Source organism: Streptosporangium sp. LJ11 (genome assembly GCF_051918945.1).
Taxonomy (GTDB): Bacteria; Actinomycetota; Actinomycetes; order Streptosporangiales; family Streptosporangiaceae; genus Streptosporangium.
This window is the reverse complement of sequence record NZ_JBPXMB010000002.1, coordinates 178,454-203,227: the sequence shown is the minus strand read 5'-3', so window position 1 is coordinate 203,227 and position 24,774 is coordinate 178,454. Positions and strand designations below refer to the sequence as shown.

Here is a 24,774-nt window from a genome sequence, read left to right as displayed (position 1 = left end):
CCCGCCGATCCCGCGGGGATCTCCTCCGCGCTCCCCTCGGCGTCCCCTTCCCCGTCCCCCGCCGGGATCTCCGCCGGTGTCCCCGCCGCCCGTGTCTCCGCCGAGGTCTTCGCCTCCTCGCTCACGCGCCCGGCCCCTCGCCGTGGATCCTGCCGGAACCGTCGGTCAGCGGCCGGCCGGAGCCGCCCCAGCGCAGCTGGATCAGTTCGGCGGCGATGGAGATCGCCGTCTCCTCGGGCGTACGCGCGCCCAGGTCCAGCCCGATCGGCGAGCGGAGCCTCTTCAGCTCGGCCTCCCCCAGACCCGCCTGGGCGAGCCTGGCCAGCCGGTCCTCGTGCGTGCGGCGCGAGCCCATCGCGCCGACGTAGCCCGCCGGGGTGCGCAGGGCGACCTCGAGCAGGGGGACGTCGAACTTGGGGTCGTGGGTGAGCACGCAGATCGCGGTCCGCTCGTCCACGACGGTCGAGGTGAGATAGTCGTGCGGCCACTTGACGATCACCTCGTCGGCCTCGGGGAAGCGCTTGGCCGTGGTGAAGACCGGCCGGGCGTCGCACACGACCACGTGGTAGCCGAGGAACTTGCCGACCCTGGCGACCGCGGCGGCGAAGTCGATCGCGCCGAAGACCAGCATCCGGGGCGGCGGCGCGAAGGACTGGACGAAGACCGACAGCTCGTCGAGCCGCCGCTGTCCCCGCGCCCCGTACCTGCGGACGCCCGTCAGCCCCTGCGCCAGCATGCCCCGGACGTCGTCGTCCACCGCGTCGTCCAGCCGGGTCACGCCCAGCGAGCCGGAGGAGCGGTCCGGCCAGATGACCCGGCGGGTGCCGATCACGCCCGGCCCCGACAGGACGGTCGCCACCGCCACCGGCTCGCGCCGCAGCACCGAGGCGGCGACCGCCCCCAGTTCGGGGAAGGTCTCCTTGGAGACGGGCTCGACGAGGATGTCCAGGATGCCGCCGCAGGTCAGTCCGACGGAGAAGGCCTCGTCGTCGCTCACGCCGTACCGCTGCAGGACGGGCGTGCCCGAGGAGATCACCTCCCGGGCCAGCTCGTAGACGGCGCCCTCGACGCAGCCTCCGGAGACGCTGCCCTCGGCCTCGTCGCCGAGCACCGCCATGGACGCCCCCGGCGGGCGGGGCGCGCTGCGGAAGGTGTCGACCACGGTGGCCAGGCCGAACGTCTCTCCCGCCTCCCACCACCTCAGGATCTGTGACAACACGTCACGCATGCGTGCCTCCCAGCAGCGTCGCCAGTTCCTCGAACGCGGCCAGGCTGTGCCCGGCCACGAAGTCGTCGATGTGGGGAAGCGCGGCCCGCATCCCCGCGGTGAGCGGCCGGTAGCCCTCCCGGCCCTTGTGCGGGTTCACCCAGATCACCCGGTGGGCCGTCCTGGACAGCCGGGCCATCTCCGCCCCCAGCAGCGAGACGTCGCCGCGCTCCCATCCGTCGGAGGCGATCACCACCACCGCTCCGGCCGCGTCGTTCAGCGCCAGGAACCGCCGGAGCTCCTCACCCAGGCGGGTGCCGCCGCTCCAGTCGGGAATGGCCCGGGAGACGGCGGCCATCGCGGCCGCCGGGTCGCGGTGGCGCAGCTCGGAGGTGAGCCGGGTGAGCCGGGTGCCCGCGCTGAACACCTCGGTGGCCCTCGGCTCCGACCTGACCAGCGCGTGGGCGAGCCGGAGCAGCGTGTCCGCGTACGGGGTCATGGAACCGCTGACGTCGATCAGCAGCACGACCCTGCGGGGCCTCGTCCGGCGCGCGCGGTAACGCAGCCCGGCCGTCTCCCCGCCCCTGCGCAGGGTCTCGCGGATGGTCGCCCTGCCGTCCAGCCGCCCCTTGCGGGCGGGCCGGAAGCGCCGCGACGCGCGCCGTTCCCTGCCCGCCCGCAGCAGGGCGAGCAGCCGGTGCGCCTCGGCGAGCTCCGCCGCCGTCATCGCGGCCACGTCCCGGGTGCGCAGCACCTCCGTCGCGCTCGCGGTCGCCGCGAGGGCCGGGGGCTCGCCGTTCTCCCCCCGGTCAGGGCGTGCCCCCGGCGTCGCCGCGGTGTGCCGGGTGACGGTGACCGCCGCCGCTCTCGCGCGGCCCGCGCGCAGCCCTCCGAAGTAGGCCCGGAAGACCCGGTCGTAGCGGGGCAGGTCGTCGGCCGAGGCGCACAGCGTGACCCGGCCCGCCCAGTAGACGTCGTCGGGCCTGGAGGCGTCCAGGTGGGACAGCGCGCGCAGCAGGTTCTGGGTCCGCTCGTGGTCGGCGGGCACCCCCGCGGCGCGCAGGGTTCTGGCGAAACCGGTCATGACCGCCACCAGGTCCTCCCCGGTCCCGGCCGGGAAAGCCGTGGAAGCCGTGGAAGCCGTGGAAACGCGGGAGACCGGGGAAGCCGTGGCGGGAGCCCCCGTGGCGGAGGGCACTCCGGCGGGGGGAGGGCCGTCAGCGCCGGGACGCACCGAAGAATCCGTTCCCGAGCACCGTCTCGTGGTCCTCCCTGTGCTTGAGCAGGGCGCCCAGCGAGGCGGCCGCCACGTCGGGGTCGAGCTCGCGGGCGCCGAGTGCCAGGAGCGCCTCGGTCCAGTCGAGGGTCTCGGCGATCCCCGGCGGCTTGATCAGATCGGCCTCGCGGAGCCGTCCCGTCGCCGTGGCCACCTGCTCGGCCAGGCTGCCCGAGCACTCGGGGAGCCGCCTGCGCAGGATCGCCACCTCCCGCTCGAAGGAGGGGTGCTCCAGCCAGTGGTAGAGGCAGCGCCGCTTCAGCGCGTCGTGCACCTCGCGAGTGCGGTTGGAGGTCAGCACGACCACCGGCGGCCGGGCGGCGCGGATCGTGCCGAGCTCGGGGACGGAGATCGCGAAGTCCGAGAGCACCTCCAGCAGGATCGCCTCGAACTCCACGTCGGCCCGGTCGACCTCGTCGATGAGCAGCACCGCGGGCTGGGTCTCGATCGCCCTCAGCAGCGGCCTGGCGATCAGGAACCTCCGGTCGTAGACCTCGCCCTCCAGCCGGGCGGCGTCGGTGACGCCGCCCGCCTCCGCCGCCTTCAGGTGCAGGAGCTGGCGGGCGAAGTCCCAGTCGTAGAGCGCCTGGGAGGCGTCGAGCCCCTCGTAGCACTGCAGGCGGATCAGCGGCGCCCCGAGCACCTCGGCCAGGGTCCTGGCCAGCTCGGTCTTGCCGACTCCGGCCTCGCCTTCGAGCAGCAGCGGGCGGCCCATCCGCAGCGCGAGGAAGGCCGCCGTGACGAGCCCCGCACCGGCCAGGTACGACCGCTCGTCGAGCAGTTCCGCCAGCTGCGCGGGCGATTCCACATCGGATGCCTCGATTGTCCGCCTCACCACCACCTCAGGCTACGCCCGGAGGCCGGGTCCTCGCGTGATCACACCCTCCCTGGATCCGGCGCTCTCCGGGAATCCCGCGGCACGCCGGTGCCGACCTCGCGGCGGGTGGCTCACGAGGTCCCGAAAACCGGGAGCCGGGAGCCGGGCGGAAATCCGGTGGGAACGCCGCCGCTCTCCCTCGAAGAAGTATTGTCACCCCCTGTGAAGAACCTGCTCGACCAGATCAACACCCCGTCCAGAGTCGTCGTGCTGGCGTTCCTGGCCGTGGTCCTCACCGGTACGGGGCTGCTGTCGCTGCCGGTCGCGGTCGAGGGGGACCAGAGCGCCTCGTGGACGTCGGCTTTGTTCACCGCCACCTCCGCGGTGTGCGTGACCGGGCTCGCCGTGCACGACACCGCGACGCACTGGTCGCTCTTCGGCGAGATCGTGCTCCTGGCGCTGATGCAGATCGGCGGCTTCGGGATCATGACGCTCTCCTCGATCCTCGCGGTGATCGTCTCAGGAAAGCTCGGCCTGCGCGCCCGCCTCAACACCCAGGCGGAGACCAAGACCCTCGGTCCCGGCGACGTACGACGGGTGATCGTGGGGGTCGCCAAGGTCACGCTGGTCGCCGAGGCGCTGACCGCCGCGGTGCTCGCCGCCCGCTTCGTGATCGGGTACGGGGAACCGGTCGGCCGCGCCGCCTATTACGGGATTTTTCATGCGATCTCGGCATTCACCAATGCCGGGTTCGCGCTCTGGCCGGACAGCATGATGAGGTTCGTCACCGACCCGTGGATCTGCCTCCCGCTCATCACGGCGGTGGTCGCCGGAGGTCTCGGCTTCCCCGTCTACGCCGTGCTGCGGCAGAACTGGCGCCGCCCGTCCCGCTGGACGCTGCACGCCAAGATCACGCTGGGGATGACCGCCGTCCTGCTGTTCGGCGGGGCGGTGGCCATCACCACCACCGAGTGGAACAACCCCGGCACGATGGGCGCCCTGTCCCCCGGCCTGCGGATCATGGCCGGGTTCTTCCACAGCGCGATGACCCGGAGCGGCGGCCTGAACTCCGTGGACACCTCCCAGATGAGCGAGAACTCCTGGCTGATCAGCGACGTGCTGATGTTCATCGGAGCGGGCAGCGCGAGCACCGGGGGCGGCATCAAGGTGACGACGTTCGCGCTCCTCGGGTTCGTGATCCTGGCCGAGCTGCGCGGCGAGCCCGACGTCTCGGCGAGCCGCCGCCGCATTCCCGAGCAGCTGCAGCGGCAGGCGCTGACGATCGCCCTGCTGAGTGTGGCGTCGGTCGCCGTGGGCACGTTCGCGATGATGACGGTGACCCCGTTCAAGCTGGACCGCGTACTGTTCGAGGTGATTTCGGCCTTCGGCACGGTCGGGCTGTCGACCGGGATCACCGCCGACGTCGGCACCGCGGGACACCTGATCCTGACCCTCCTGATGTTCGTCGGGCGGCTCGGGCCGGTGACCCTGGGCGCCGCGCTGGCGCTGCACGTCCAAACCCGTCGGTTCCGATATCCGGAGGAGCGTCCCCTCGTTGGTTGACAAGAGGAACCGCGGCGACGCGGTCGTGGTGATCGGTCTCGGCCGGTTCGGCGGCGCGCTGGCGGTGGAGCTGGCGGGCCGCGACGTCGAGGTGCTCGGCGTCGACAGCGACCCCAAGAACGTGCAGCACTTCTCCGGGCGGCTCACCCACGTGGTGTGCGCCGACTCCACCGATCCCGACGCGCTCGACCAGCTGGGCATCGGGGAGTTCGGCCGGGCCGTCGTCGGCATCGGCACCGACATCGAGGCGAGCATCCTGACCACCTCGATCCTGGCCGACCTGGAGGTGGCCGACATCTGGGCCAAGTCGATCAGCCTGCAGCACAGCCGGATCCTGCAGCGGGTCGGCGCGCACCACGTGGTGCAGCCCGAGCACGACATGGGCGAGCGGGTCGCGCACCTCGTCACCGGGCGGATGCTCGACTACGTGGAGGTCGACGAGGACTACGCCTTGATCAAGACCATGGCGCCCCGGTGGGCGGACGGCAAGAGCCTGGGCAGCCTGGGCATCCGCAGCGAGTACGGGGTCACCGTGGTCGGGATCAAGAAACCCGGCGGCAGGTTCACGTACGCCACCTCCGACACGGTGATCCACGGCGGCGACACCCTGCTCGTGGCGGGCGAGACCGACAAGGCGGAGCGGTTCGCCGAGGAGACCTGAGCGCGGGCCCCCGAGCCCTCGCAGGGGTGCCGTGGCATTCGCGGAAAATCGGGCCGGACATGGCTCTGGCCTGGAGCTGGATGCCGTGGCGTCGTGGACGTCACCTGCGTCGCCGGGTCCCGGTCGTCCTGGCGGGGGACGACGCCTCAGGGAGGGCGTTCGCCGGCGGCACCGGCCCGGGCATCGGAGCCCAGGACGGCATCACAGGGTGGGGAACGCGCCGGTGCGGACCGGAACTCGGCTCCGTCACGCACCGGCGGGTTCCCGCCGCGCCGCCTACCGGGCGGTGCAGGTCACCCCGGCGGGGGCGGTGTTGGCCCCGGACCAGGCGCCGTTGAAGCCGAAGGAGGTGGTGCCGCCCGAAGACAGCGCGCCGTTCCAGGACAGGTTGGCCACGGTGACGGCCGAGCCGCTCACGGTGTGCGAGCCGCTCCACAGCTGGGTGATGGTCTGGCCGCTGGGGAAGGTCCACGCGACGGTCCAGCCGGTGAGCGCGGTGGTGCCGGTGTTCTTCACCTCGACGCTGGCTCCGAAGCCGTCGTGCCACTGGTTGGTGACGGTGTAGGTCGCGGCGCAGGCCTTTCCGCCCGGAGTAGGCGTCGGGGTCGGGGTGGGCGTGGGCGTCGGGGTCGGCGTGGGAGTCGGGGTGGGGGTCGGGGTGGGGGTCGGGTCGCCGGTGCCGGCCTTTTCGGCCGTCCAGGCGCCGACCCAGGCCAGGACCGCGTTCCAGTTGATGGCGACCTCGTTCACCGACCAGGCGTCGATGTCGTCCAGGTAGCACTTCTGCGGCCGGCAGCCGCTGAGGCGCTGCTGGGCGACCGGGTCCTCCAGGCCGCTGTTGGGGCCGCCGGCCAGGGCGCCGGGCGGCGCGATGGGCAGGGCGGAGTTGATCTGGTTGGCCCAGAACCGGTGGTGGACGTTACGGGAGGGCTTGTCGCCGTAGCCGGTGACGTAGGAGTAGCCCATCGGGTTGCGGCCGAGCTGGTACGCCATCGTCTCGAACACCCCGGTGCGGAACCGCTCGGCGCCGGAGAAGTCGTGGGCCAGGGCCAGCACGACGGCGTTGTTGAGGATCAGGTTGTTGGATCCCCAGATGTAGCCGCCGCCGGGCGGCTGGAAGGGCACCGGGTAGCCCTGGCCGCGCATCACGTTCAGCAGGCCGTCGGCGGCCGAGACGAAGGAGGCCCGCAGCTGCTGGCCGATGGAGGAGGTCAGGCCGTTGGGCACCAGCGCCAGGGTGATGTCGCCCAGGCTGCCGACCTCCGCCCACAGGGCGCCCTCGTTCGTGAAACTGCGCCCGTAGTACAGCGAGGAGGAGGTCAGGTCGGTGCGGTAGGCCTGCTTGCCGGTGGTGGCGTACAGCTCGGCGGCGGCCCAGTAGAACTCGTCGGTCACCTTGCCGTCGGCATAGGAGCCACCGCCGGTGCCGTCGGAGGCCGGGGCGAACCGCGAGGGATTGGCCTTGGCCGCGGTGTAGGCCTTCTCCGCCGCGGTCAGGCAGCGGGCGGAGAACGCGGAGTCGATGGACGCCCACACCCGGGCGCACTGGGCGGCCGCGGCGGCCAGGTTCAGGGTGGCGGCGGTGCTGGGCGCCGACAGCACCCGGGCCTCGGGGTCCTGGGCGGGCAGCAGCGGCAGCCCGGTCCAGTTGGCGTCGTGGATCTTGTGGTGGGCCATGCCGGCCAGCGGGCGGCCGTCGGGGACCTGCATCTTCAGCAGGAAGTCGATCTCCCAGCGGGCCTCGTCCAGGATGTCGGGCACGCCGTTGCCGCGCTCGGGGATGGACATGGTGCCGTCGGCGAAGGCTCCGGTGTCGGCGCCGGGGACGTTCCTGGCCCGCTCGTAGGTGTTGACCAGCTGCCAGGCGGACATGCCGCCGTTGATCACGTACTTGCCGTGGTCGCCTGCGTCGTACCAGCCGCCGCGCACGTCCAGCCGGTAGCCGCAGTCGCTGCGGCACGGCACGTTGTTGTCACCCTGGTTGGGAGAGACGTTCAGGTGGCCGGCGGCGCGGGCGTACTGGTTGCCGCCGGCGTACTGGGAGGTGATCGCGATGCCGCTGCGCTGGTGGTAGAAGAACGCCAGCGCGTCGTAGGGCAGCTTCTTCCAGGCCGCGGTGCCGATGTCGAAGGGGTGGCTGGACTCGTTGTTCACGGTGAGCACGTAGTTGGTGCCGGTCCCGGTGTAGGACGAGAAGTCGATTTTGTGGACGGAGTCGCCGGAGGGGGAGTCGGCGCCGAAGACGGTCGTGGTGCCGCCGGCCACCACCTGGTCGGAACCGTCCAGCAGGCTCCAGGCCAGCGGCGATCCAGAGTTGCTGATCACGGTCGCCTGCTTGGCCGCGCCGGGCGCGTAGGCGACCTGGTTGACCTTGATGTTCTGGCCGAGCGCCGGTCGGACAAGGGCGTTGGCGGTTCCTGTGGTGACGACCGCGGTGATCGATGCCGCGGCCAAGGCTGCGGCCAGCGCCGCCGCCGACAGCCGAATCCGGCCTGACGTGTTCACGTGGAGTCCTCTCGGCCTGTACTACGTGGGCTTCGCATCTTGGAACCCTCAGGCCGGAAAAAGACAGCCGCCGCCATTGAGCACGGCATTTCGTGCAGCTCGAAGCGATACTCCCGGCGAATGACCGTGTAACTTTCATGGGTTTCGGCGATTCGCAGAATCTCGGCGTGCCCGCTTTTCCCACGACCCGGACGCATCCACGCATCCCCGCGTCCCCGCCAGGAGGTCACGCTCGCGCGCATCGCCAAGCCCGCCGGTGCCGGGACTCCCGAGAGGGCTCGGCCCGGCAGGCCCGGCAGGCCACAAGGACCCTGAGCCCCCGTACGACGGCTCAGCGGGTCTCCGACGCCTCGCCGCGCTCCCTGATGAGGGCGGCGAGCTCGCGGACCTGACGGACCGTACGCTCCTTCTCCGACCCCTGCAGGCCCATCGCGCCGACCGTGGCCCCGTCGGCGAAGTCGATCTTCGCCCAGGGCTCGTGGTCGACCAGGGATACCCCGAGCACCTCGGGCCACTCGTAGCGATGCACCCGCAGCGGGTTGACGACGGTGACCCCCTCCTCGTCGGCCTCCACCCGGACCCGTCCCAGCAGGTGCAGGACCCAGGCGACCACCCCGCCCAGCCCGACCATCGCGAGCCTGTCGGCCAGGGTGAACGGCTCGGACAGGAAGGCCGCCATCAGCACCGCGCCGAGCATGATCAGGCCCGCGAAGCCGTATGCCGCGATCCGGCCCTTCCTGGGCCGCCACACGACGGGCAGCGGGGGCGGGGAGACGCTCTCCGGGCTCACTCTCAGATCACGATCCTTTGGAAGACCACCGGTCGGAACGGCTGCGACCGCTGGTCACGGCGCCGAGGGAAACCTACCGCACGGCCCCGCCGGGCCGATCACACGGCACGGCGGGGCGGGCCCGTACGGCGGCGGCGCTAGGCGCGGAGCTCCCGCAGCAGCAGCGCCGTCCCCAGGGCTGCGACGGTGGCCTCGTAGCCCTTGTCCTCGTGGCTGCCCGGCAGCCCCGACCTGTCGAGGGCCTGGTCGAGGGACTCGCAGGTCAGCACGCCGTTGCCGACCGGGACCTCCTCGTCGAGGGAGACCCGGGTCAGGCCCGAGGTGACGGAGTCGCACACGTAGTCGAAGTGGGGGGTCTCGCCGCGGATCACGACCCCGAGGGCGACGACCGCGTCGTACTTCCTGGCCAGGACCTGCGCCACGACCGGGATCTCCAGCGATCCGGCCACCCGCACCACGGTCACCGCCGCGCCGCTGTCCCTGCCCGCCTGCTCGGCCCGCGCCACGAGCTGATCGGTGATCTTCTCGTGCCAGCGGGCGGCGACGACGCCGACGGTCAGCCCCTCGGCCTCGACGGCCCCGGCCACCGGCCGCCCGTCCCCGCTCACGCGATCACCTCGTACCCGCTCCGCTCCGCCTGGCCTGATCGTTCGCTCATGCTTCTTCTTCCCTGGGGATCTCGTGGCCGAGGCGGTCGCGCTTGGCCGACAGGTATTTCTCGTTGTACGGGTTCATCGCCACCGGCATGGGCTCGCGGCCGAGCACCTTGATGCCGTAACCGTCCATGCCGCGCAGCTTGGCCGGGTTGTTGGTCAGCAGCCGGACCGACTTCACGCCCAGGTCGGCGAGGATCTGCCCGGCGTTGGAGAACTCCCGGGCGTCCACCGGCAGCCCGAGCTCCAGGTTGGCGTCGACGGTGTCGCTGCCGCCGTCCTGGAGGCTGTACGCCCTGAGCTTGGCCAGCAACCCGATCCCGCGTCCCTCGTGCCCGCGCAGGTAGACGACCACACCCCGCCCCTCGGCGGCGATCCGCGACATGGCGTGGTCGAGCTGCACCCCGCAGTCGCACCGCAGCGACCCGAGCACGTCGCCGGTCAGGCACTCGGAGTGCGCCCGGACCATGACGTTCTCGCCGTCCTCGATGTCGCCGAGGACCAGGGCCAGGTGCTCGCCGCCGTCCAGCGAGCTCGCGAAGCCGTAGGCCCGCCACTCGCCGTACCTGTTCGGCAGCCGCGTCTCGGCGACCCTGGTCACCATCCGCTCGGTCCGGCGCCTGAACTCCACCAGCTGCTCGATCGAGACGAGCGCCAGGTCGTGCTCGTCGCAGAAGTCGCGCAGCTCCGGCAGCCGCATCATGGTGCCGTCGTCGTTGACGACCTCGGCGAGCACGCCCGCCTCGCTCAGCCCGGCGAGCCTGGCCAGGTCCACGGACGCCTCGGTGTGTCCGCGCCGGGTCAGCACGCCGCCCTCCCGGTAGCGGAGCGGGAAGACGTGCCCCGGCCGTACCAGCTCGGACGGCTCGGTCGCCGAGTCGGCCAGGGTACGGATCGTGCGGGCCCTGTCGGCGGCGGAGATGCCGGTGCTCACCCCGTCCCTGGCGTCCACGCTGATCGTGTACGCGGTGCGCAGGCGCTCCTTGTTGTCGTACACCATCAGCGGCAGGCCGAGCCTGTCGAGGTCCTCGCCGCGCATCGGCACGCAGACCACGCCGCTGCTGTGCCGGATGGTGAAGGCCAGCAGTTCCGGGGTGGCCTTGGACGCGGCGAAGATGATGTCGCCCTCGTTCTCGCGGTTCTCGTCGTCGACGACCACGATGGCCCTGCCCTCGCGGATGTCGGCGATCGCCCGCTCGATCGGGTCCAGCTTGATCACAAGATCTCCTCGATGACGAGCACGGCCTTCGGCCGGTACTCCTTGAGCCGGTTGACGCGTCCGGCCGGTGCGTCCGGTGCTTCCGGCCCGGTCTCTCCGGAGGCTTCCGGTCTCGGCGGCCTCGGATTCCGTTTCAAGGTGCTTCACGGCCTTTCTCCCTGGTCCGTCGCGGCGTCCCTGGCGGGCCCACCGGCCGGGGCGTACGCGCCGACGAGTTTCTCCACGTGCTTGGCGATCACGTCGACCTCGAGGTTCACCGGGTCGCCCGGCCGCTTCGCGCCGAGGGTGGTCAGGCTCAGGGTGGTGGGGATCAGGCTGACCGCGAAGCCGCCGGAGCCCACGCTCATGACGGTCAGGCTGATGCCGTCGACCGCGATCGAGCCCTTCTCGACCACGTAGCGGTCGAGCTCCGGCGGGAGGGAGATCCGGACGACCTCCCAGTGCTCGGCGGGCTCCCGCGACAGCAGGACACCCGTCCCGTCCACGTGGCCCTGCACGATGTGGCCGCCCAGCCGCTGGTCGGCGCGGACCGCGCGCTCCAGGTTGACCGGGGAGCCGGGGCTCAGCGCGCCGAGGGAGCTGCGGTCGAGGGTCTCCTTCATCACGTCGGCGGTGAACACCTCGCCCGCGACGTCCACCACGGTCAGGCAGACGCCGTTGACGGCGATCGAGTCACCGTGCCCGGCGTCCGCGGTGACCGTCTTGCCGCGGATCGACAGCCGGGCCGCGTCGCTCAGCGGCTCGATCCCGGCGATCTCCCCCAGTTCTTCGACGATTCCGGTGAACATTCACAGCTCCTTCTGGGGGATCGCCCGGACGGCCGGGCACGGGAAGGTCGTCCGAGGTCCGGAAACACGAGGTCCGGAGGTACGGGACTCGGAGGTACGGGACTCGGAGGTACGGGGCCCGGAGATACAGGGCCCGGAAGGGCGTGCGCCGGGAAAGCGGGGCGCGCCGGAAAAGAGGGATGTGCCGCCGCGCCCGGACCGGGTGCGGCGGGACGGGGAATGCGGGGAATGTGGGGAATGGTGGGGGCCGACGGCGCCGCGCCCATGAGGGGCACGCCCGACCGCCTGGCGCGTCCGCGCCGGATCAGTCACCCGAGGTCTCCTACTCGCCAGTAGCTTTTTGCCACGGCGGGCCCCGGGGGATCAACGGGTGCATACACCCGATCAGCGGAGGGTGCCCGAAGACACTCTCCGCTCGCGCGCTTCCTCCCATCCGGACTTTAACCGTCGGTCCTGGAGTTTCACCAGGTCAACCGGTCGATGGCTTCGACCGGGTCGCGGACTGTAACCGCCGGCTCGGAATTTCACCGACCCCGGAGCACGCTGCTCTGTCTTGCTCGTTCTCGCGGAGGGCGCACCGCGGACGGTTCACCCTCCACTACCACTACCAGTGTGCCATGTCCGGAAAACCGGACGACACACCTTCCATGATGTGGAACAAGCGGGCACTTGCTGTGATCACGCCGCGCGCTCCGCGACCGCCTTCCGCGCCCTTCGCGCGTCCGGGGAGTAGCGCACCGGCGCGGGCACCAGGCCGATCCCGGTCTGCAGGGCCCGCAGGGAGGCCGTCGCCCACAGATCGCCCAGCGGGGTCGCGGGCAGGCCGTACAGCCTGCGGGCCCAGCGCGGCAGGGTCGCGAAGGCGAGCACGGTGAGCATGGGGAACATCGGCTTGAGCGGGGTCAGGCGGGCCGGGAGCGGCGCGTTGAGCGACCGCCGGAGCGGGTGGGGCACCTCGGGGGCGAAGTAGAGGCCGGGGCGGCAGGCCCGGATGTAGTCGTCCATCTCGCCGACCGAGCCGGGCACGTCCTCGGGACGCAGGCCGACCACCTCGGCCGCGCGACGCCACTCGGCGACGAACCTGTCGGCCTCGTCGTCCGTCAGGCGCACTCCCGCGCGCCGGGCGACCGACAGGTAGGAGTCGACCTCGCCGACGTGGACCCAGAGCAGTGCGTCGGGGTCGTCGAGGCGGAACCGCTCGCCGGTGTCGAGGTCGAGGGCGGTGAGACTCGCGTGGATCTTCCTGACCCTGGCCCCGGCGCGGGCGACCTCCCTGGTCGTGCCGTAGGTGCGCACCCGGACGAACTCGGTGGTGCGCACGAAGCGGGACCACGCCTCGGCCGGGTCCATGAGCGACGAGTTCTGGGCGACCCCGCGCATCGCCCGGGGGTGCAGGCCCTGCATGAGCAGCGCGCGGAAGCCCCCGACGAGCAGGATCGGCTCGCCCATCACCTTCCAGGTCACCGAATCGGGTCCGAACAGGCCGTGATCCATGCTCCACCTCCCGGCGAGTGGAGGGTTACCCCGCGAAGCGGTCCGACACACCTCGTGTATTAAGCCTGTAACACTGTATCGGGCTTGTGACACAAGCAGGGTTATACCCGGACAAAGCCGTCACGGCCACGTCATGAATGTGTCACAAATCCGTGAATACCGGCCTTCGGGAGCCCTATCATCCCACGTCACCCCCTGTCCACGTCAACGGAATTGCAGCCACAAACAGGTGGACGTTATACAACAAAAAAATGAGTAATGACCAGGCCATTGATTGTCCTGGTCTGCTTTGCAATGGTTCCAGGGATCCCGCTCACCATGCTCGTTGGGAGCCCCCGCACGATGACCATCCCTGCACCAGCCACGACCACGACCGGGGAGGTGCCGGCGGCGAAGACACCGGAGACGGTGGGCCGCTCACCCGGGCAGCTGATGTGGCTGCGCTTCCGACGCGACCGTACCGGCATCGTCTCGGCCGCGGTGGTGATCTTCTTCTTCCTGGTCGCGCTCCTCGCTCCGGTCATCGCCTGGCTGTACGGCAAGGACCCCTACGTCCTGTACGGCCAGGACATGCCGGGCCTGCTGAACGACTACGGCTACCCGATCCTGCCCAACGGCGGCATCAGCTCGGAGTTCTGGTTCGGCATCGAGCCCGGTCTGGGCCGGGACGTGTTCACCCAGCTCGTCTACGGGATCAGGACCTCCCTGTCGATCGCGGTGACCGCGACGATCATCGCGACGGCGATCGGCATCGTGATGGGCATCGTCGCCGGGTACGCCGGAGGCAAGACCGACTACTTCATCGGCCGCCTGATCGACATCGTCCTGTCGTTCCCCTCGGTGCTCTTCATCATCGCGTTCATGCCGGTCGTGGAGAACCTGTTCGTCAGGCCGGACGAGGAGACGCCGATCTGGCTGCGGGCGGTCACCCTGGTGATCGCGCTGACCGTGTTCCAGTGGGCCGGCCTCGCGCGGCTGCTGCGCGGCCAGGTGCTCTCCCTGCGCGAGCGGGAGTTCGTCGAGGCCGCGAAGGTCACCGGGGCCTCTCCCGCCAGGATCGTGTTCAAGGAGCTGCTGCCGAACCTCTGGACCCCGATCCTGATCCAGTCGACGCTGCTGCTCCCCGCGCTGGTGACGGCCGAGGCGGCGCTCTCCTTCCTGGGCGTCGGCATGATCGAGCCCATCCCCGACTGGGGCCGCATGTTCCGCCGCGGCACCGAGATCTATCAGAACGACATCACCTATCTGATATTCCCCGGTGTCGCCCTTCTGATCTTCGTGATCGCGTTCAACCTCCTGGGTGACTCGGTTCGCGATGCCTTCGACCCCAAGCTCAAGCGCTAGATCGGAAATAGGAGAAAGATGAAAGTCCGTACGCGGTCAGCGATGGCCGTCCTCGCCATAGGCGCGCTCGCACTCACCGGTGCCTGCGCCCAGGGCAACCAGGGCGCGCCCGCGGCCCCCAGCGGCGCGGCGTCCGGCGAGTCCGGCGCGCCGGCCCCCGCGGCGTCCTACAAGCCGCCGACGATCACCGTCGGCACGGCCGACGACTCCAAGGGCCCTGCCATCGAGCCCGAGGGCGTCGTCAAGGGCGGCACCGTCACGATGATCGACCGTGACGACATCGGCCACCTCGACCCCGCGCAGGTCTACGTCAACACCATGTCGAACTTCGGCCTGCTCATCGGCCGTACCTTGACCGGCTACAAGCGCGTCGGCCCCGGCGACTACAAGCTGGTCGGCGACCTGGCCACCGACTCCGGCACCTCGTCCGAGGGCGGCAAGACCTGGACCTTCACCCTCAAGGACGGCGTGAAGTGGGAGGACGGCACCCCGATCACGTCCGAGGACGTGAAGTGGAGCATGGAGCGGACGTTCGCCCCGTTCGTCACCCAGGGCCCGACCTACATCCAGCAGTGGCTGACCGAGGTCGACCACAAGAAGGCCTACCAGGGCCCGTACGACGGCAAGCGTCTTGACAGCATCGAGACGCCGGACGACAAGACGATCGTCTACAAGTTCAAGACCCCGCACGCCGACGCCAACTACGCCTTCGCCATGGGCGGCTACGGCATCGTGCCCAAGGAGAAGGACACCAAGGAGGCGTACGACAAGAAGCCCGTCTCCAGCGGCCCGTACATCATCAAGAGCCACGTCGTCGACAAGTCGATGGACCTGGAGCGCAACCCGAACTGGGACCCGGCCACCGACCCGATCCGCGGCGCCTACCCCGACAAGTGGCGCCTGGAGTTCGGCCAGGAGAACCTGCAGATCACCGACCGCCTGATCGCCGACACCGGCCCGGACCAGACCGCGTTCACCTTCTACGCGACCGTCCCGCCGGAGCGTCTGCAGCAGGTCCTCGGCGACGCCAGCCTGGCCCCCCGCCTGATGAAGAGCCCCTCGCCGTACGGCAACTACTACTACTTCAACCTTGACCGGGTGAAGGACATCAAGATCCGCCAGGCCATCAACCACGTGTGGCCGTCCAAGCAGATCCAGCAGGTCATGGGCGGCCCGGCCGCGGCGGCGCTGCCCACCACGATCCTGAACGAGAACACCACGGTCGGCTACGAGTCCTACGACCTGTTCGGCAAGGCGGCCAAGCCCGAGGGTGACGTCGAGAAGGCCAAGCAACTGCTCGCCGAGTCGACCAACCCGACGCCGACCATCGTCTACGCCTACAACCAGACGCCCGTCCAGGAGCAGGTCACCGTCGTGATCAAGAACGCCCTGGAGAAGGCCGGCATCAAGGTCGTGGTCAAGCCCCTGGACCGTAAGACCTACTACGACTCCATCGGCAAGGTGAAGAACGAGTTCGACCTCTACTGGGGTGGCTGGGGCGCCGACTGGCCGTCCGGCACGACGGTCCTGCCCGTCATCTTCGGCCCGATCGCCGACGGTGCGCCGAACTACTCGCACCTGAAGGACGAGGCCATCACCAAGGAGATGGAGGAGATCACCGCCATGACCGACATCGACGCCCAGAACAAGGCGTGGATGGCGCTGGACAAGAAGATCCAGGAGACGATCACCCCGCTGGTCGTCGCCGAGAACCGGATCGCCAACACCCTGCACGGCTCCAAGGTCGGTGGCGCCGAGATCGACCCGCAGTCGTGGGTCGTCTCGCCCAACAGCATCTTCGTGAAGCCGTAGCGGCTCGCGAAACCGTAGGAGAACCGGCGGCCGTGGCCTCGCGGGGATGACGACATCCCCGCGAGGCCACGGCCAAGGGCCTCCCCGGCCCCAACGGTCCCAGCCACCTCGGGAAAACAGGCAATGCTTCCATTCATCACTCGCCGCATGCTCGGCGCCGCGGTCACACTCGTGATCATCTCCGCGGTCACGTTCTTCCTCTTCTTCGCCGTGCCCGCCGACCCGGCGAGACTCGCCTGCGGCAAGGTCTGCCCGCCGGAGCTGCTGGAGCAGGCGCGGCACAACCTGGGACTGGATCAGCCCCTGTTCGCCCAGTTCGTGGCCTGGCTGGCCGGGATCTTCGTCGGCCGCGACTACGGGGGCCTGGGCGACTGCCCCGCCCCCTGCCTCGGCTTCTCCTTCGTCAACCGCGCACCGGTGTTCGAGACGATCCTGGACCGGCTCCCGCTGACCATCTCGCTCACCATCGGCGCGGCGGTCGTCTTCCTCACCTTCGGCGTGGCCACCGGCATCATCGCGGCGCTCAAGCAGGGCAAGCCGCTGGACAAGATCGCCAGTGTGTCGTCCCTCATCGGCGCCTCCGTGCAGATCTACTTCATCGGCACCCTCGCCCTGTACTTCCTCGTCTACCAGAACCAGATCTTCTGGCGTCCCAAGTACGTGGAGTTCACCCAGGACCCCGTCGGCTGGGCCACCGGCCTGTTGCTGCCGTGGCTGGTGCTGGCGATCATCTTCACCGCCAACTACACCCGCATGACCCGCTCGACGATGGTGGAACAGCTCAGCGAGGACTACGTGCGCACCGCGCGGGCCAAGGGCATGTCCGGCCGCAGCGTGGTGATGCGTTTCGCGATGCGCGGCACGCTGACCCCCATCATCACGATCTTCGGCGTGGACCTCGGCGCGCTGATCGGCGGCGCGATCATCACCGAGCAGACCTTCGGCCTCCAGGGGCTCGGCCAGCTGTCGGTCAAGGCGGTCACCAACTCCGACCTGCCCATGCTGATGGCGACGGTGCTCGTCGCGGCCGCCGCGATCGTCGTCTTCAACATCATCGTCGACATCATGTACGCCTTCATCGACCCCCGCGTGCGGCTGAGCTAGGAGCCTTGAAGAAAGCGTCAACTCCGTTCCTCTCGGTCCGTGACCTGACCGTCGACTTCCACACCGAGGACGGCGTCGTCCACGCGGTGGACGGGCTCTCCTTCGACGTGGAGAAGGGCACCACGCTGGGCATCGTCGGCGAGTCCGGCTCGGGCAAGTCGGTGACCAACCTGACCGTGCTCGGCCTGCACAACCCGGAGACCACCAAGATCGGCGGGGAGATCCGGCTGGACGGCGAGGAGCTGATCGGCGCCTCCCGCTCCACCATGGAGAAGCTGCGCGGCAACAAGGTCGCGATGATCTTCCAGGACCCGCTGACCTCGCTCTCGCCGTACCACACCATCGGCAAGCAGATCTCCGAGGTCTACCGCAAGCACACCGGCGCGAGCCGCGCCGAGTCCAGGGACCGCGCGATCGAGATGCTGACGCGGGTCGGCATCCCCCAGCCGAAGACCAGGGTGGACGACTATCCCCACCAGTTCTCCGGCGGCATGCGGCAGCGCGCGATGATCGCGATGGCGCTGGTGTGCGACCCGGACCTGCTGATCGCCGACGAGCCCACCACCGCCCTGGACGTGACCGTGCAGGCCCAGATCCTGGACCTGCTCAAGGAGCTCCAGGACCAGACGGGGGCCTCGATCATCCTGATCACCCACGACCTCGGCGTGGTCGCCAACACCGCGCACGACGTGCTGGTGATGTACGCCGGGCGGGCGGTGGAGCGCGGGACCGTCAGGGAGGTCCTCCACGAGCCCCGCCACCCCTACACCTGGGGCCTGCTGGCCTCCATGCCCCGCCTGAACGCCTCGGTGGACATACCGCTCCGGCCGGTCCGCGGCACCCCGCCCAGCCTGATCAACGTCCCGCCCGGCTGCCCCTTCCACCCCCGGTGCGACTACATGGAGCTGGCCGGTCCCGGGCTGTGCCGCTCCGAGCGGCCCGAACTGTCCCCGCACCGCGGCCACGGCGACGCGTGCTACCTGACCCTCGCCCAGAAGAGGGAGATCCAAAAGTGAGCGAGACAACCGGTGAATCCCGCGGCGAGGCGCTGCTGGAGCTGTCCGGCCTGAAGAAGCACTTCCCGGTGATGGGCGGTGTCATCTTCAAACACCAGGTCGGCAAGGTCCACGCGGTGGACGGCATCGACCTGACCGTGCACGCCGGCGAGACGCTCGGCCTGGTCGGCGAGTCCGGTTGCGGCAAGTCCACCGCCGGACGGCTGGCGTCCCGGCTGCTGGAGCCCACCGAGGGCAGCATCAAGTACGCCGGACGGGAGATCGGCCACGCCAGGCGCAAGGAGCTGAAGCCGATCCGGGCCGAGATCCAGATGATCTTCCAGGACCCGTACTCGTCGCTGAACCCCCGGCACACGGTGGGCACCATCGTCGGCGGCCCGATGGAGATCAACGGCATCAACCCCCCTGGCGGCAGGGACAACCGGGTCCGCGAGCTCCTGGAGATCGTCGGGCTCAACCCCGAGCACTTCAACCGCTTCCCGCACGAGTTCTCCGGCGGCCAGCGGCAGCGCATCGGGGTGGCCCGAGCGCTCTCCCTGAACCCCAAGCTGATCATCGCGGACGAGCCGGTCTCCGCCCTCGACGTCTCCATCCAGGCGCAGGTCGTCAACCTGCTCCAGCAGCTCCAGCGGGACATGGGCATCGCGTTCCTGTTCATCGCGCACGACCTGGCGATCGTGCGGCACTTCTCCCAGCGGGTCGCGGTCATGTATCTCGGCAAAATCGTCGAGATCGCCGACCGCGCCTCCCTGTACGAGCACCCCCGCCACCCCTACACCCACGCGCTGCTGTCGGCGGTGCCCGAGGTGATGGAGGACGGGGAGCCGCGCGAGCGCATCCGCCTGGCCGGGGACGTCCCCTCCCCGATCAACCCGCCGTCCGGCTGCCGCTTCCGCACCCGCTGCTGGAAGGCCCAGGACAAGTGCGCGACCGAGGAGCCCCCGCTGGTCAGGCTGGAGGGGAACAAGGAGGGTCACCTGACCGCCTGCCACTTCCCCGAGCAGCCGACCGTGCACGGCCGGGACGTGGTGCTGGACCCGGCGCTGCAGGGCTGACCGCGCCGCCTCTCCCCCGCCCGCGTCCCCCAGCCCGCGTCTCCGGTCCACCGTGTCCGATCGCGGTCTTCCGGAGGTCGCGGCGGGCCAGGCGGGCCAGGCGGGCCAGAAGGTCGCGATGAGTCTCCGACGACGAAGGGCGGGCCCGTCCGGGCCCGCCCTTCGTCGTCTCGTCGTCGCTCGGCCGGTCTCCCGGTCAGCTCCTGGTGGCCAGGGCGCGCAGGCCGTCGACCGCGCGGGCCGGGTCTTCGGCGCCATAGACGGCGTTGCCCGCCACGAAGACGTCGGCGCCCGCCTCCGCGCAGCGCTCGATCGTCTCGTCGGAGACGCCGCCGTCCACCTGGAGCCACACCTGGCCGCCGTGCCGGTCGACGAGCTCGCGGGTCCTGCGGATCTTGGGCAGCACCATGTCGAGGAACCTCTGCCCGCCGAAACCGGGGTCGACGGTCATCAGCAGCAGCATGTCGAGCTCGCCGAGCAGGTCCTCGTACGGCTCGACGGGGGTGGCGGGGTTCAGTGCCAGGCCCGCGCGGGCGCCCGCCCGGCGGATCTGGCGCAGCGTGCGAACCGGCGCCTTGGCCGCCTCCACGTGGATGGTGACGCTCCCGGCCCCCGCCTCGGCGTACGAGGGGGCCCAGCGATCCGGGTCTTCGATCATGAGGTGGCAGTCGAGTGGCGTCGAGGTCGCCTTGAGCAGGGACTCGACGACCGGCAGCCCGAGGGTCAGGTTGGGCACGAAGTGGTTGTCCATGACGTCCACGTGCAGCCAGTCGGCGTTGGGCACCGCCGCGGCCGCCTCGGCGAGGCGGGCGAAGTCGGCGGACAGGATGCTGGGCGAGATCTGTACGGCCATGATTCGCCGATTCTAGCGGCGAGGGCCCGCCGCCCGTCCTTCCCGTGGGGCGGAGCCGGGCCGAGGCGCGAAGACCTCGCGGGCCGGGCGGCGCGGCGGGTGAGCGGCCACGTCCACCAATCCCTTATTTACTAAAAATCATTATAAACAAGACATTTTAATTATCGAATCCACGCGCGGCCGGAAATTCCACCGGACGCGATTTCACAATCTCCCGGCGAACCGCGAACCGCGAACCGCTGGGGTAATTTCCCTTCCGGATTATCCGAAAGTCATCGAAAGAGACGGGAGCGAGGTCCGGCGGCCTCCACCCCGTCCCGCCCACCGGAACCGGACGGCAATGCCCCCTCTCCGCCACCGCCACCGCCTGCGCTCGGCCCTCGCCCTCGCGGCCGTCGCCGTCGTCCTCCTCGCCGTGCCCGCCGGGGCTCCGGCGTCCCGGCCACGCACCGTCGAACCGTCACCGATCGCCGGAATCCGCGTTTCCGAAAAGGACAGGATCGTCAGCGCGAGGGTTTTCGGCACCGGCCGGATCCTGTGGAAAAGCGCCTGTGAAGACGAATCCCCGGACACGTTCGACGTGCTGGTGGAGAAGTTCGGGAAGTCCGTGAACGCGGGGGAGGACCGCTGGGAGGAAGAACCGAACACCGCCTCCACCGGCCGCCACCTCGTGATCGAGACCACGTCCGGGCCGGGCGACCCGCACCGCCCCGACGACCGGCGGCGCATCACCGTGATCGATGCCCTGACCGGCCTGCGAACCTGGAGCGTCCTCTCGGGCTACGCCGGGGACGGCCCGGCACGGCCGTTCTTCCACCTCGTGGGCGCGGCGGCGGGGAAGGTCCTCGTCGAGGTCCCCGCCCTCCGGACGATGCGCGCGCTGGACCCGCACGACGGGACGGTCGTGCGGGAGACGGCCCTGCCCGGCGACTGCGTGAGCGCCGCCCTGCCCAGGGCCGGCGAGAACGGCGTCGTCCGGTCGTACTCGCTCGCGGACGAGAGGCTGGCGGTCGCGCTGGGCCGGTGCGAGGACCGCCGTACCTCGCTCACCGGCCTCGACCCCGCCACCGAACGCGTCCGCTGGCGACACCGGCCCCCCGTCCGGCGACCCGGAACTGGTCCTGGACGAGGGCGTCTCCTTCGTGACGTTCCCCGGCGCGATCACGGTCGTGGACGGGAGCGGCCTGGTCCTCGCCGACGCCCTCGTCCACCACGCCCCCTCCCGGGTGGTCACCGACGAGGCGTTGATCCTCTCGGGCGACGGACAGGGCGATCTCGTGGGGGTCAGGTCGATCAGCCGGTCGTCGGGACGGGTCGGGTGTGGCGGAGCACGCCGGCTACTTCGACGCGGCCGAGGACGCGGTCATCCTCAGGGAGGGCCGCGTCATCGTCACGGTGGAGGCCTTCGGCGACCGTGCCCTGCTCCGGCACGCCGGGCGGATCGTGAGCGGGCGCCTGCGCGAGCCGGACCCGGCGGGGAAGGGGAATCCGTGACGACGCGGACGTCCTCCGGGCAACCGGCCGGAGACGAGCGACCGGCCGGGGACGCCGCCGAGGAGACCCCGCCGGCGAAGGCCGCCCGGCCGTTCAAGTGGCTCGGGCTCACCGTCGCCGGAGGACTCGCGACGATCATCGCGGGTGCCGTGGTGACCGGCTGGTCGTGGGCGCAGGACCAGTGGCGCGAGTTCCACCGGGAGCCTCGGATCAGCGCGATCGTCTACTCCCCGGAGAAGGAGGCGATATCGTTCGCCCTCCCCCCGCGCCGTCACCTCCGGCCCCGACCGCCGCCGCCTGCTCGCCGGACCGGCGCGGTGCTCCGGCACCGGGAGGGACTCGGCCTCGGCGACCCCTACACCGACCTGGGTGAGGGGTACGACTCCTACGAGCTGCGCACGTTCGGCACCGACGGCGCCCCACCGTCCGCCGTGCCCGGGCTGGGAAGGCCGGACGGGGAGATCCTCGACCCGTACTCTCCCAGTGGGCGGCGGCTGGCCGGGTGGTGCCCGGACCGTCCCCGGGAGCTCTGCGTGCACGACGCCGCCACCGGGGCCGCGCTCGTCCGGATCGAGACGAGCATGCGGTATCCGATCCGCTGGTACGACGAGGACCATCTGCTGGTGTGGCGCCGCCACGGCGAGGGCCACGCGGCGAGCGTGATGGATATCCACGGCCGGATCCTCACCGACCTGGCCCGGGGCGGCTCCGCCGGCAGGGACGGGATGAGGCTCTTCTACACGCCCCGGCCGCGCTGACGGTCCGGGGTCAACCGGGGTCATCCGGTCACCCGGGATCATCCGGTCGCCCGAGGTCACCCGGTCACCCGAGGTCGCCCGGGGTCATACGGGGGAAGCGGGCGGAACGAGCGGCGGCTCGTCCCGTCCGCCGGTCTCTCCGGTCTCGCCGGGAGGCGGTGGAGCGTCGTCCGGCCTGTTCACCTCGGTCTTGAAGACGCGCAGGGAGCGGCCCACCGACCTGGCGGCGTCGGGCAGCCTCGCGGAACCGAACAGCAGGACGAACACCGCCACGATGATGAGCAGCTCGGGCAGTCCCAGGTCGGCCATGAGGCGACCTCCTTCCGGTGGTGCGTTCCCGCCCCGGGGGCCGGAGCCGGCCGGGACGGGGGTTCGGCGCGGTGCCGCCGCGGGCGGGCGGCACGGGGGCGCGGGTCAGATGTCGACCCGGACGCGGTACCTCTCCAGCCAGGCGTTGAACTGGAGAAGCCCCTCCAGCGACGCCCGGCTGCCCGGGGGGCCACCGGCCGCCTCGGGCCGGTCGATCACGGCCCGTACCTTGTCCGGATCGATCAGCGGGGCGGCGGCCAGGTTCCCGTCGCCGAGCAGCCGGGAGGCCTCCGCGCGGACGGCCTCCTCGTAGGAGGGGTCCTGCGTCGAGGGGTAGGGGCTCTTGCGGCGCCCGACGACCGAGGGCGGCAGGACGTCCGCGGCGGCGGCGCGCAGCAGGCTCTTCTCCTGCCCGTCGAAGGTCTTCATCGCCCAGGGGGCGTTGAAGACGTACTCCACCAGCCGGTGGTCGCAGAACGGCACCCGGACCTCCAGCCCGACGGCCATGCTCATGCGGTCCTTGCGGTCCAGCAGGATCTGCACGAACCGGGTGAGGTGCAGGTAGGAGATCTCCCGCATGCGCCGCTCCAGGCCATCCTCGCCCGGCAGCCGGGGCACCTCGTCGAGCGCCTGCCGGTAGCTGTCCGCGCGGTAGCCGGGAATGTCCAGCTTGTGGGTCAGGTCCTCGTCGAGGAGCGCCCCCACCCCGGCGAACCGCCCGAACCCGGGGGACACCAGCCACGGGAAGGTGTCCGCGGAGACCGCCTCGGGGTCGAAGAACCACCGGTAGCCGCCGAAGACCTCGTCGGCGGACTCGCCGGACAGCGCCACCGTGGAATGGCCCCGGATGGCGCGGAACAGCAGGTAGAGAGAGGTGTCCATGTCGCCGATGCCGATCGGCAGGTCACGTGCCCTCAGGACCGCGGCGCGCACCGCGGGGTCCATGAGATCGGAGGAGTCCAGGACGATGTCGGTGTGGTCGGCGCCGATGTGCCGCACGACGTCGTGCACGTACGGCGTGTCGGGAGTGTCGCGCATCTCGTCGGGCTTGAAGTTCTCGCTGTATCCGGTGAAGTCGACGGAGAACGACCGGACCTTCCCGGCGCCGTGTCCCTCCAGGCCGAGCGCGGCGAGCGCCGTGACGGTGCTGGAGTCGAGGCCGCCGGAGAGCAGGGTGCACAGCGGCACGTCGGAGATGAGCTGGCGGGTGACGATGTCGTCCAGCAGCTCGCGTACCGTCCCGACGGTGGTGGCGAGGTCGTCGGGGTGGTCGTGGGACTCCAGCCGCCAGTAGGGGCGGCGGCACAGGAAGTCGCGGGTCACCCGGACGGTGTGGCCGGGGCGGACCTCGTACATGCCCTGGTAGACGGCGCGTTCCGGGGTCTTGACGAAGGCGATCAGCTCGCGCAGGCCGTCCGCGTCGACCGTGGGCGTCCCGATGAGGGGGTTGGCCAGGATCGCCTTGGGCTCGGAGCCGAACAGCACGCCGCTCGGGAGCGGGTAGTAGTACAGCGGCTTGATGCCCATCCGGTCCCGGACGAGCAGCAGCTCCTCCTTGCGGGTGTCCCAGATCCCGAAGGCGAACATGCCGTTCAGCCGTTCGGCGAGGTCCTCGCCCCACTCGAGGTAGGCCCGCAGGAGGACCTCGGTGTCGCTCCGCGTCCGGAAGCGGTGGCCGTGGGCGGTCAGCTCCGCGCGTAACTCGACGTAGTTGTAGATCTCGCCGCTGTAGGTGAGGACGGCGAGCGGTTGCCCGTCCTCATCGGCGATCATCGGCTGGCGTCCGCCCTCGATGTCGATGATCGCCAGACGCCGGTGACCCATCGCCGCGTGCGGGGCGAGCCACAACCCCTCGTCGTCGGGTCCGCGGCAGGCCATGGTGTCGGTCATGGCCTGCGCGGCGGCCCCTGATTCCCGGAGATCGCGCTCGAAGTCCACCCATCCACAGATTCCGCACATCCGGACACCCCCGCGTCCCGTTCGGAAGCAGTTATATCCAGTCGAACGGCGCAAAGTGCCCATATATGCCCAGGCAGAACGCCCTGAGCTGCGACGA

22 protein-coding genes and 1 riboswitch are annotated in these 24,774 nt (G+C 70.6%); of the genes, 9 read left to right on the top strand and 13 right to left on the bottom strand.

From position 1 onward, the window contains the following. Positions 1 to 121 precede the first annotated feature (121 nt). The 3 genes from ACTOQ3_RS03475 to ACTOQ3_RS03465 form a co-directional block, all read right to left on the bottom strand. The gene (locus ACTOQ3_RS03475) at positions 122 to 1,228 is read right to left on the bottom strand and encodes an XdhC family protein (protein ID WP_440081957.1); all 1,107 of its coding nucleotides are present in this window, start codon (positions 1,226 to 1,228) and stop codon (positions 122 to 124) included. Further along, a complete protein-coding gene (locus ACTOQ3_RS03470) occupies positions 1,221 to 2,291 on the bottom strand; it encodes a vWA domain-containing protein (RefSeq protein WP_440082175.1) in 1,071 nt (356 codons plus the stop codon). The genes ACTOQ3_RS03475 and ACTOQ3_RS03470 overlap by 8 nt, the downstream gene beginning before the upstream one ends. Positions 2,292 to 2,424: 133 nt before the next feature. Then, a complete protein-coding gene (locus tag ACTOQ3_RS03465) occupies positions 2,425 to 3,321 on the bottom strand; it encodes an AAA family ATPase (protein WP_440081956.1) in 897 nt (298 codons plus the stop codon). A gap of 201 nt (positions 3,322 to 3,522) precedes the next feature. Here ACTOQ3_RS03465 and ACTOQ3_RS03460 point away from each other — a divergent pair, with 201 nt between their 5' ends. Then, the gene (locus ACTOQ3_RS03460) at positions 3,523 to 4,863 is read left to right on the top strand and encodes a TrkH family potassium uptake protein (protein ID WP_440081955.1); all 1,341 of its coding nucleotides are present in this window, start codon (positions 3,523 to 3,525) and stop codon (positions 4,861 to 4,863) included. Beyond that, the gene (locus ACTOQ3_RS03455; RefSeq protein ID WP_440081954.1) at positions 4,856 to 5,524 is read left to right on the top strand and encodes a potassium channel family protein; all 669 of its coding nucleotides are present in this window, start codon (positions 4,856 to 4,858) and stop codon (positions 5,522 to 5,524) included. Before ACTOQ3_RS03460 ends, ACTOQ3_RS03455 begins: the two co-directional genes overlap by 8 nt. Positions 5,525 to 5,800: 276 nt before the next feature. On the opposite strand, the gene ACTOQ3_RS03450 is transcribed toward ACTOQ3_RS03455, so the two are convergent. The 6 genes from ACTOQ3_RS03450 to ACTOQ3_RS03425 all read right to left on the bottom strand — a co-directional run bounded on the left by ACTOQ3_RS03450 (position 5,801) and on the right by ACTOQ3_RS03425 (position 12,973). Continuing rightward, on the bottom strand, positions 5,801 to 8,029 hold the full coding sequence (locus ACTOQ3_RS03450; protein ID WP_440081953.1) for a glycoside hydrolase family 9 protein: 2,229 nt from the start codon (positions 8,027 to 8,029) through the stop codon (positions 5,801 to 5,803). 331 nt (positions 8,030 to 8,360) lie between these two features. Further along, positions 8,361 to 8,819, bottom strand: a complete 459-nt coding sequence (locus ACTOQ3_RS03445; RefSeq protein ID WP_440081952.1) for a PH domain-containing protein — start codon at positions 8,817 to 8,819, stop codon at positions 8,361 to 8,363. 137 nt (positions 8,820 to 8,956) lie between these two features. Further along, a complete protein-coding gene (gene ribH, locus ACTOQ3_RS03440; RefSeq protein ID WP_440081951.1) occupies positions 8,957 to 9,427 on the bottom strand; it encodes a 6,7-dimethyl-8-ribityllumazine synthase in 471 nt (156 codons plus the stop codon). Between the two features lie 46 nt (positions 9,428 to 9,473). Further along, positions 9,474 to 10,691, bottom strand: coding sequence for a bifunctional 3,4-dihydroxy-2-butanone-4-phosphate synthase/GTP cyclohydrolase II (locus ACTOQ3_RS03435; RefSeq protein WP_440081950.1), 1,218 nt, complete (start codon positions 10,689 to 10,691; stop codon positions 9,474 to 9,476). A 143-nt stretch (positions 10,692 to 10,834) separates the two neighbouring features. Further along, on the bottom strand, positions 10,835 to 11,479 hold the full coding sequence (locus tag ACTOQ3_RS03430) for a riboflavin synthase (RefSeq protein ID WP_440081949.1): 645 nt from the start codon (positions 11,477 to 11,479) through the stop codon (positions 10,835 to 10,837). Positions 11,480 to 11,894: 415 nt separating this feature from the next. Continuing rightward, positions 11,895 to 12,025: riboswitch (FMN riboswitch) on the bottom strand. A gap of 132 nt (positions 12,026 to 12,157) precedes the next feature. Next, positions 12,158 to 12,973, bottom strand: a complete 816-nt coding sequence (locus ACTOQ3_RS03425) for an oxygenase MpaB family protein (RefSeq protein ID WP_440081948.1) — start codon at positions 12,971 to 12,973, stop codon at positions 12,158 to 12,160. 342 nt (positions 12,974 to 13,315) lie between these two features. Here ACTOQ3_RS03425 and ACTOQ3_RS03420 point away from each other — a divergent pair, with 342 nt between their 5' ends. The 5 genes from ACTOQ3_RS03420 (at position 13,316) to ACTOQ3_RS03400 (ending at position 19,304) form a co-directional block, all read left to right on the top strand. Continuing rightward, positions 13,316 to 14,317 carry an ABC transporter permease gene (locus ACTOQ3_RS03420; RefSeq protein WP_440081947.1) on the top strand — a complete coding sequence of 334 codons (1,002 nt, stop codon included), beginning with the start codon at positions 13,316 to 13,318 and terminating at the stop codon, positions 14,315 to 14,317. A gap of 18 nt (positions 14,318 to 14,335) precedes the next feature. Then, positions 14,336 to 16,129: an ABC transporter substrate-binding protein gene (locus ACTOQ3_RS03415; RefSeq protein ID WP_440081946.1), complete on the top strand. Its 1,794-nt coding sequence runs from the start codon at positions 14,336 to 14,338 to the stop codon at positions 16,127 to 16,129. 123 nt (positions 16,130 to 16,252) lie between these two features. Beyond that, positions 16,253 to 17,233 carry an ABC transporter permease gene (locus ACTOQ3_RS03410; RefSeq protein WP_440081945.1) on the top strand — a complete coding sequence of 327 codons (981 nt, stop codon included), beginning with the start codon at positions 16,253 to 16,255 and terminating at the stop codon, positions 17,231 to 17,233. Positions 17,234 to 17,238: 5 nt separating this feature from the next. Continuing rightward, positions 17,239 to 18,249 carry an ABC transporter ATP-binding protein gene (locus ACTOQ3_RS03405; protein WP_440081944.1) on the top strand — a complete coding sequence of 337 codons (1,011 nt, stop codon included), beginning with the start codon at positions 17,239 to 17,241 and terminating at the stop codon, positions 18,247 to 18,249. Further along, positions 18,246 to 19,304 carry an ABC transporter ATP-binding protein gene (locus tag ACTOQ3_RS03400; protein ID WP_440081943.1) on the top strand — a complete coding sequence of 353 codons (1,059 nt, stop codon included), beginning with the start codon at positions 18,246 to 18,248 and terminating at the stop codon, positions 19,302 to 19,304. Before ACTOQ3_RS03405 ends, ACTOQ3_RS03400 begins: the two co-directional genes overlap by 4 nt. A gap of 196 nt (positions 19,305 to 19,500) precedes the next feature. On the opposite strand, the gene rpe is transcribed toward ACTOQ3_RS03400, so the two are convergent. Continuing rightward, positions 19,501 to 20,157 carry a ribulose-phosphate 3-epimerase gene (rpe, locus tag ACTOQ3_RS03395; protein WP_440081942.1) on the bottom strand — a complete coding sequence of 219 codons (657 nt, stop codon included), beginning with the start codon at positions 20,155 to 20,157 and terminating at the stop codon, positions 19,501 to 19,503. A gap of 780 nt (positions 20,158 to 20,937) precedes the next feature. Next, positions 20,938 to 21,207 carry a hypothetical protein gene (locus ACTOQ3_RS03390; protein WP_440081941.1) on the bottom strand — a complete coding sequence of 90 codons (270 nt, stop codon included), beginning with the start codon at positions 21,205 to 21,207 and terminating at the stop codon, positions 20,938 to 20,940. 270 nt (positions 21,208 to 21,477) lie between these two features. Here ACTOQ3_RS03390 and ACTOQ3_RS03385 point away from each other — a divergent pair, with 270 nt between their 5' ends. Both ACTOQ3_RS03385 and ACTOQ3_RS03380 read left to right on the top strand, forming a co-directional pair. Further along, positions 21,478 to 21,651, top strand: a complete 174-nt coding sequence (locus tag ACTOQ3_RS03385; RefSeq protein ID WP_440081940.1) for a hypothetical protein — start codon at positions 21,478 to 21,480, stop codon at positions 21,649 to 21,651. Next, on the top strand, positions 21,648 to 22,409 hold the full coding sequence (locus ACTOQ3_RS03380; RefSeq protein WP_440081939.1) for a hypothetical protein: 762 nt from the start codon (positions 21,648 to 21,650) through the stop codon (positions 22,407 to 22,409). The genes ACTOQ3_RS03385 and ACTOQ3_RS03380 overlap by 4 nt, the downstream gene beginning before the upstream one ends. Positions 22,410 to 22,493: 84 nt before the next feature. Here ACTOQ3_RS03380 and ACTOQ3_RS03375 read toward each other — a convergent pair whose 3' ends face one another. Further along, on the bottom strand, positions 22,494 to 22,718 hold the full coding sequence (locus ACTOQ3_RS03375) for a twin-arginine translocase TatA/TatE family subunit (RefSeq protein WP_440081938.1): 225 nt from the start codon (positions 22,716 to 22,718) through the stop codon (positions 22,494 to 22,496). A gap of 105 nt (positions 22,719 to 22,823) precedes the next feature. After that, positions 22,824 to 24,677, bottom strand: a complete 1,854-nt coding sequence (gene asnB / locus ACTOQ3_RS03370; protein WP_440081937.1) for an asparagine synthase (glutamine-hydrolyzing) — start codon at positions 24,675 to 24,677, stop codon at positions 22,824 to 22,826. Between the last annotated feature and the right edge of the window lie 97 nt (positions 24,678 to 24,774).

Coding starts and splice junctions, on each gene's coding strand:
- ACTOQ3_RS03425 (WP_440081948.1), bottom strand. CDS start 12,973: ATGGATCACGGCCTGTTCGGACCCGATTCGGTGACCTGGAAGGTGATG.
- ACTOQ3_RS03475 (WP_440081957.1), bottom strand. CDS start 1,228: ATGCGTGACGTGTTGTCACAGATCCTGAGGTGGTGGGAGGCGGGAGAG.
- ACTOQ3_RS03410 (WP_440081945.1), top strand. CDS start 16,253: ATGCTTCCATTCATCACTCGCCGCATGCTCGGCGCCGCGGTCACACTC.
- asnB (WP_440081937.1), bottom strand. CDS start 24,677: ATGTGCGGAATCTGTGGATGGGTGGACTTCGAGCGCGATCTCCGGGAA.
- ACTOQ3_RS03430 (WP_440081949.1), bottom strand. CDS start 11,479: ATGTTCACCGGAATCGTCGAAGAACTGGGGGAGATCGCCGGGATCGAG.
- ACTOQ3_RS03470 (WP_440082175.1), bottom strand. CDS start 2,291: ATGACCGGTTTCGCCAGAACCCTGCGCGCCGCGGGGGTGCCCGCCGAC.
- ACTOQ3_RS03375 (WP_440081938.1), bottom strand. CDS start 22,718: ATGGCCGACCTGGGACTGCCCGAGCTGCTCATCATCGTGGCGGTGTTC.
- rpe (WP_440081942.1), bottom strand. CDS start 20,157: ATGGCCGTACAGATCTCGCCCAGCATCCTGTCCGCCGACTTCGCCCGC.
- ACTOQ3_RS03420 (WP_440081947.1), top strand. CDS start 13,316: ATGACCATCCCTGCACCAGCCACGACCACGACCGGGGAGGTGCCGGCG.
- ACTOQ3_RS03415 (WP_440081946.1), top strand. CDS start 14,336: ATGAAAGTCCGTACGCGGTCAGCGATGGCCGTCCTCGCCATAGGCGCG.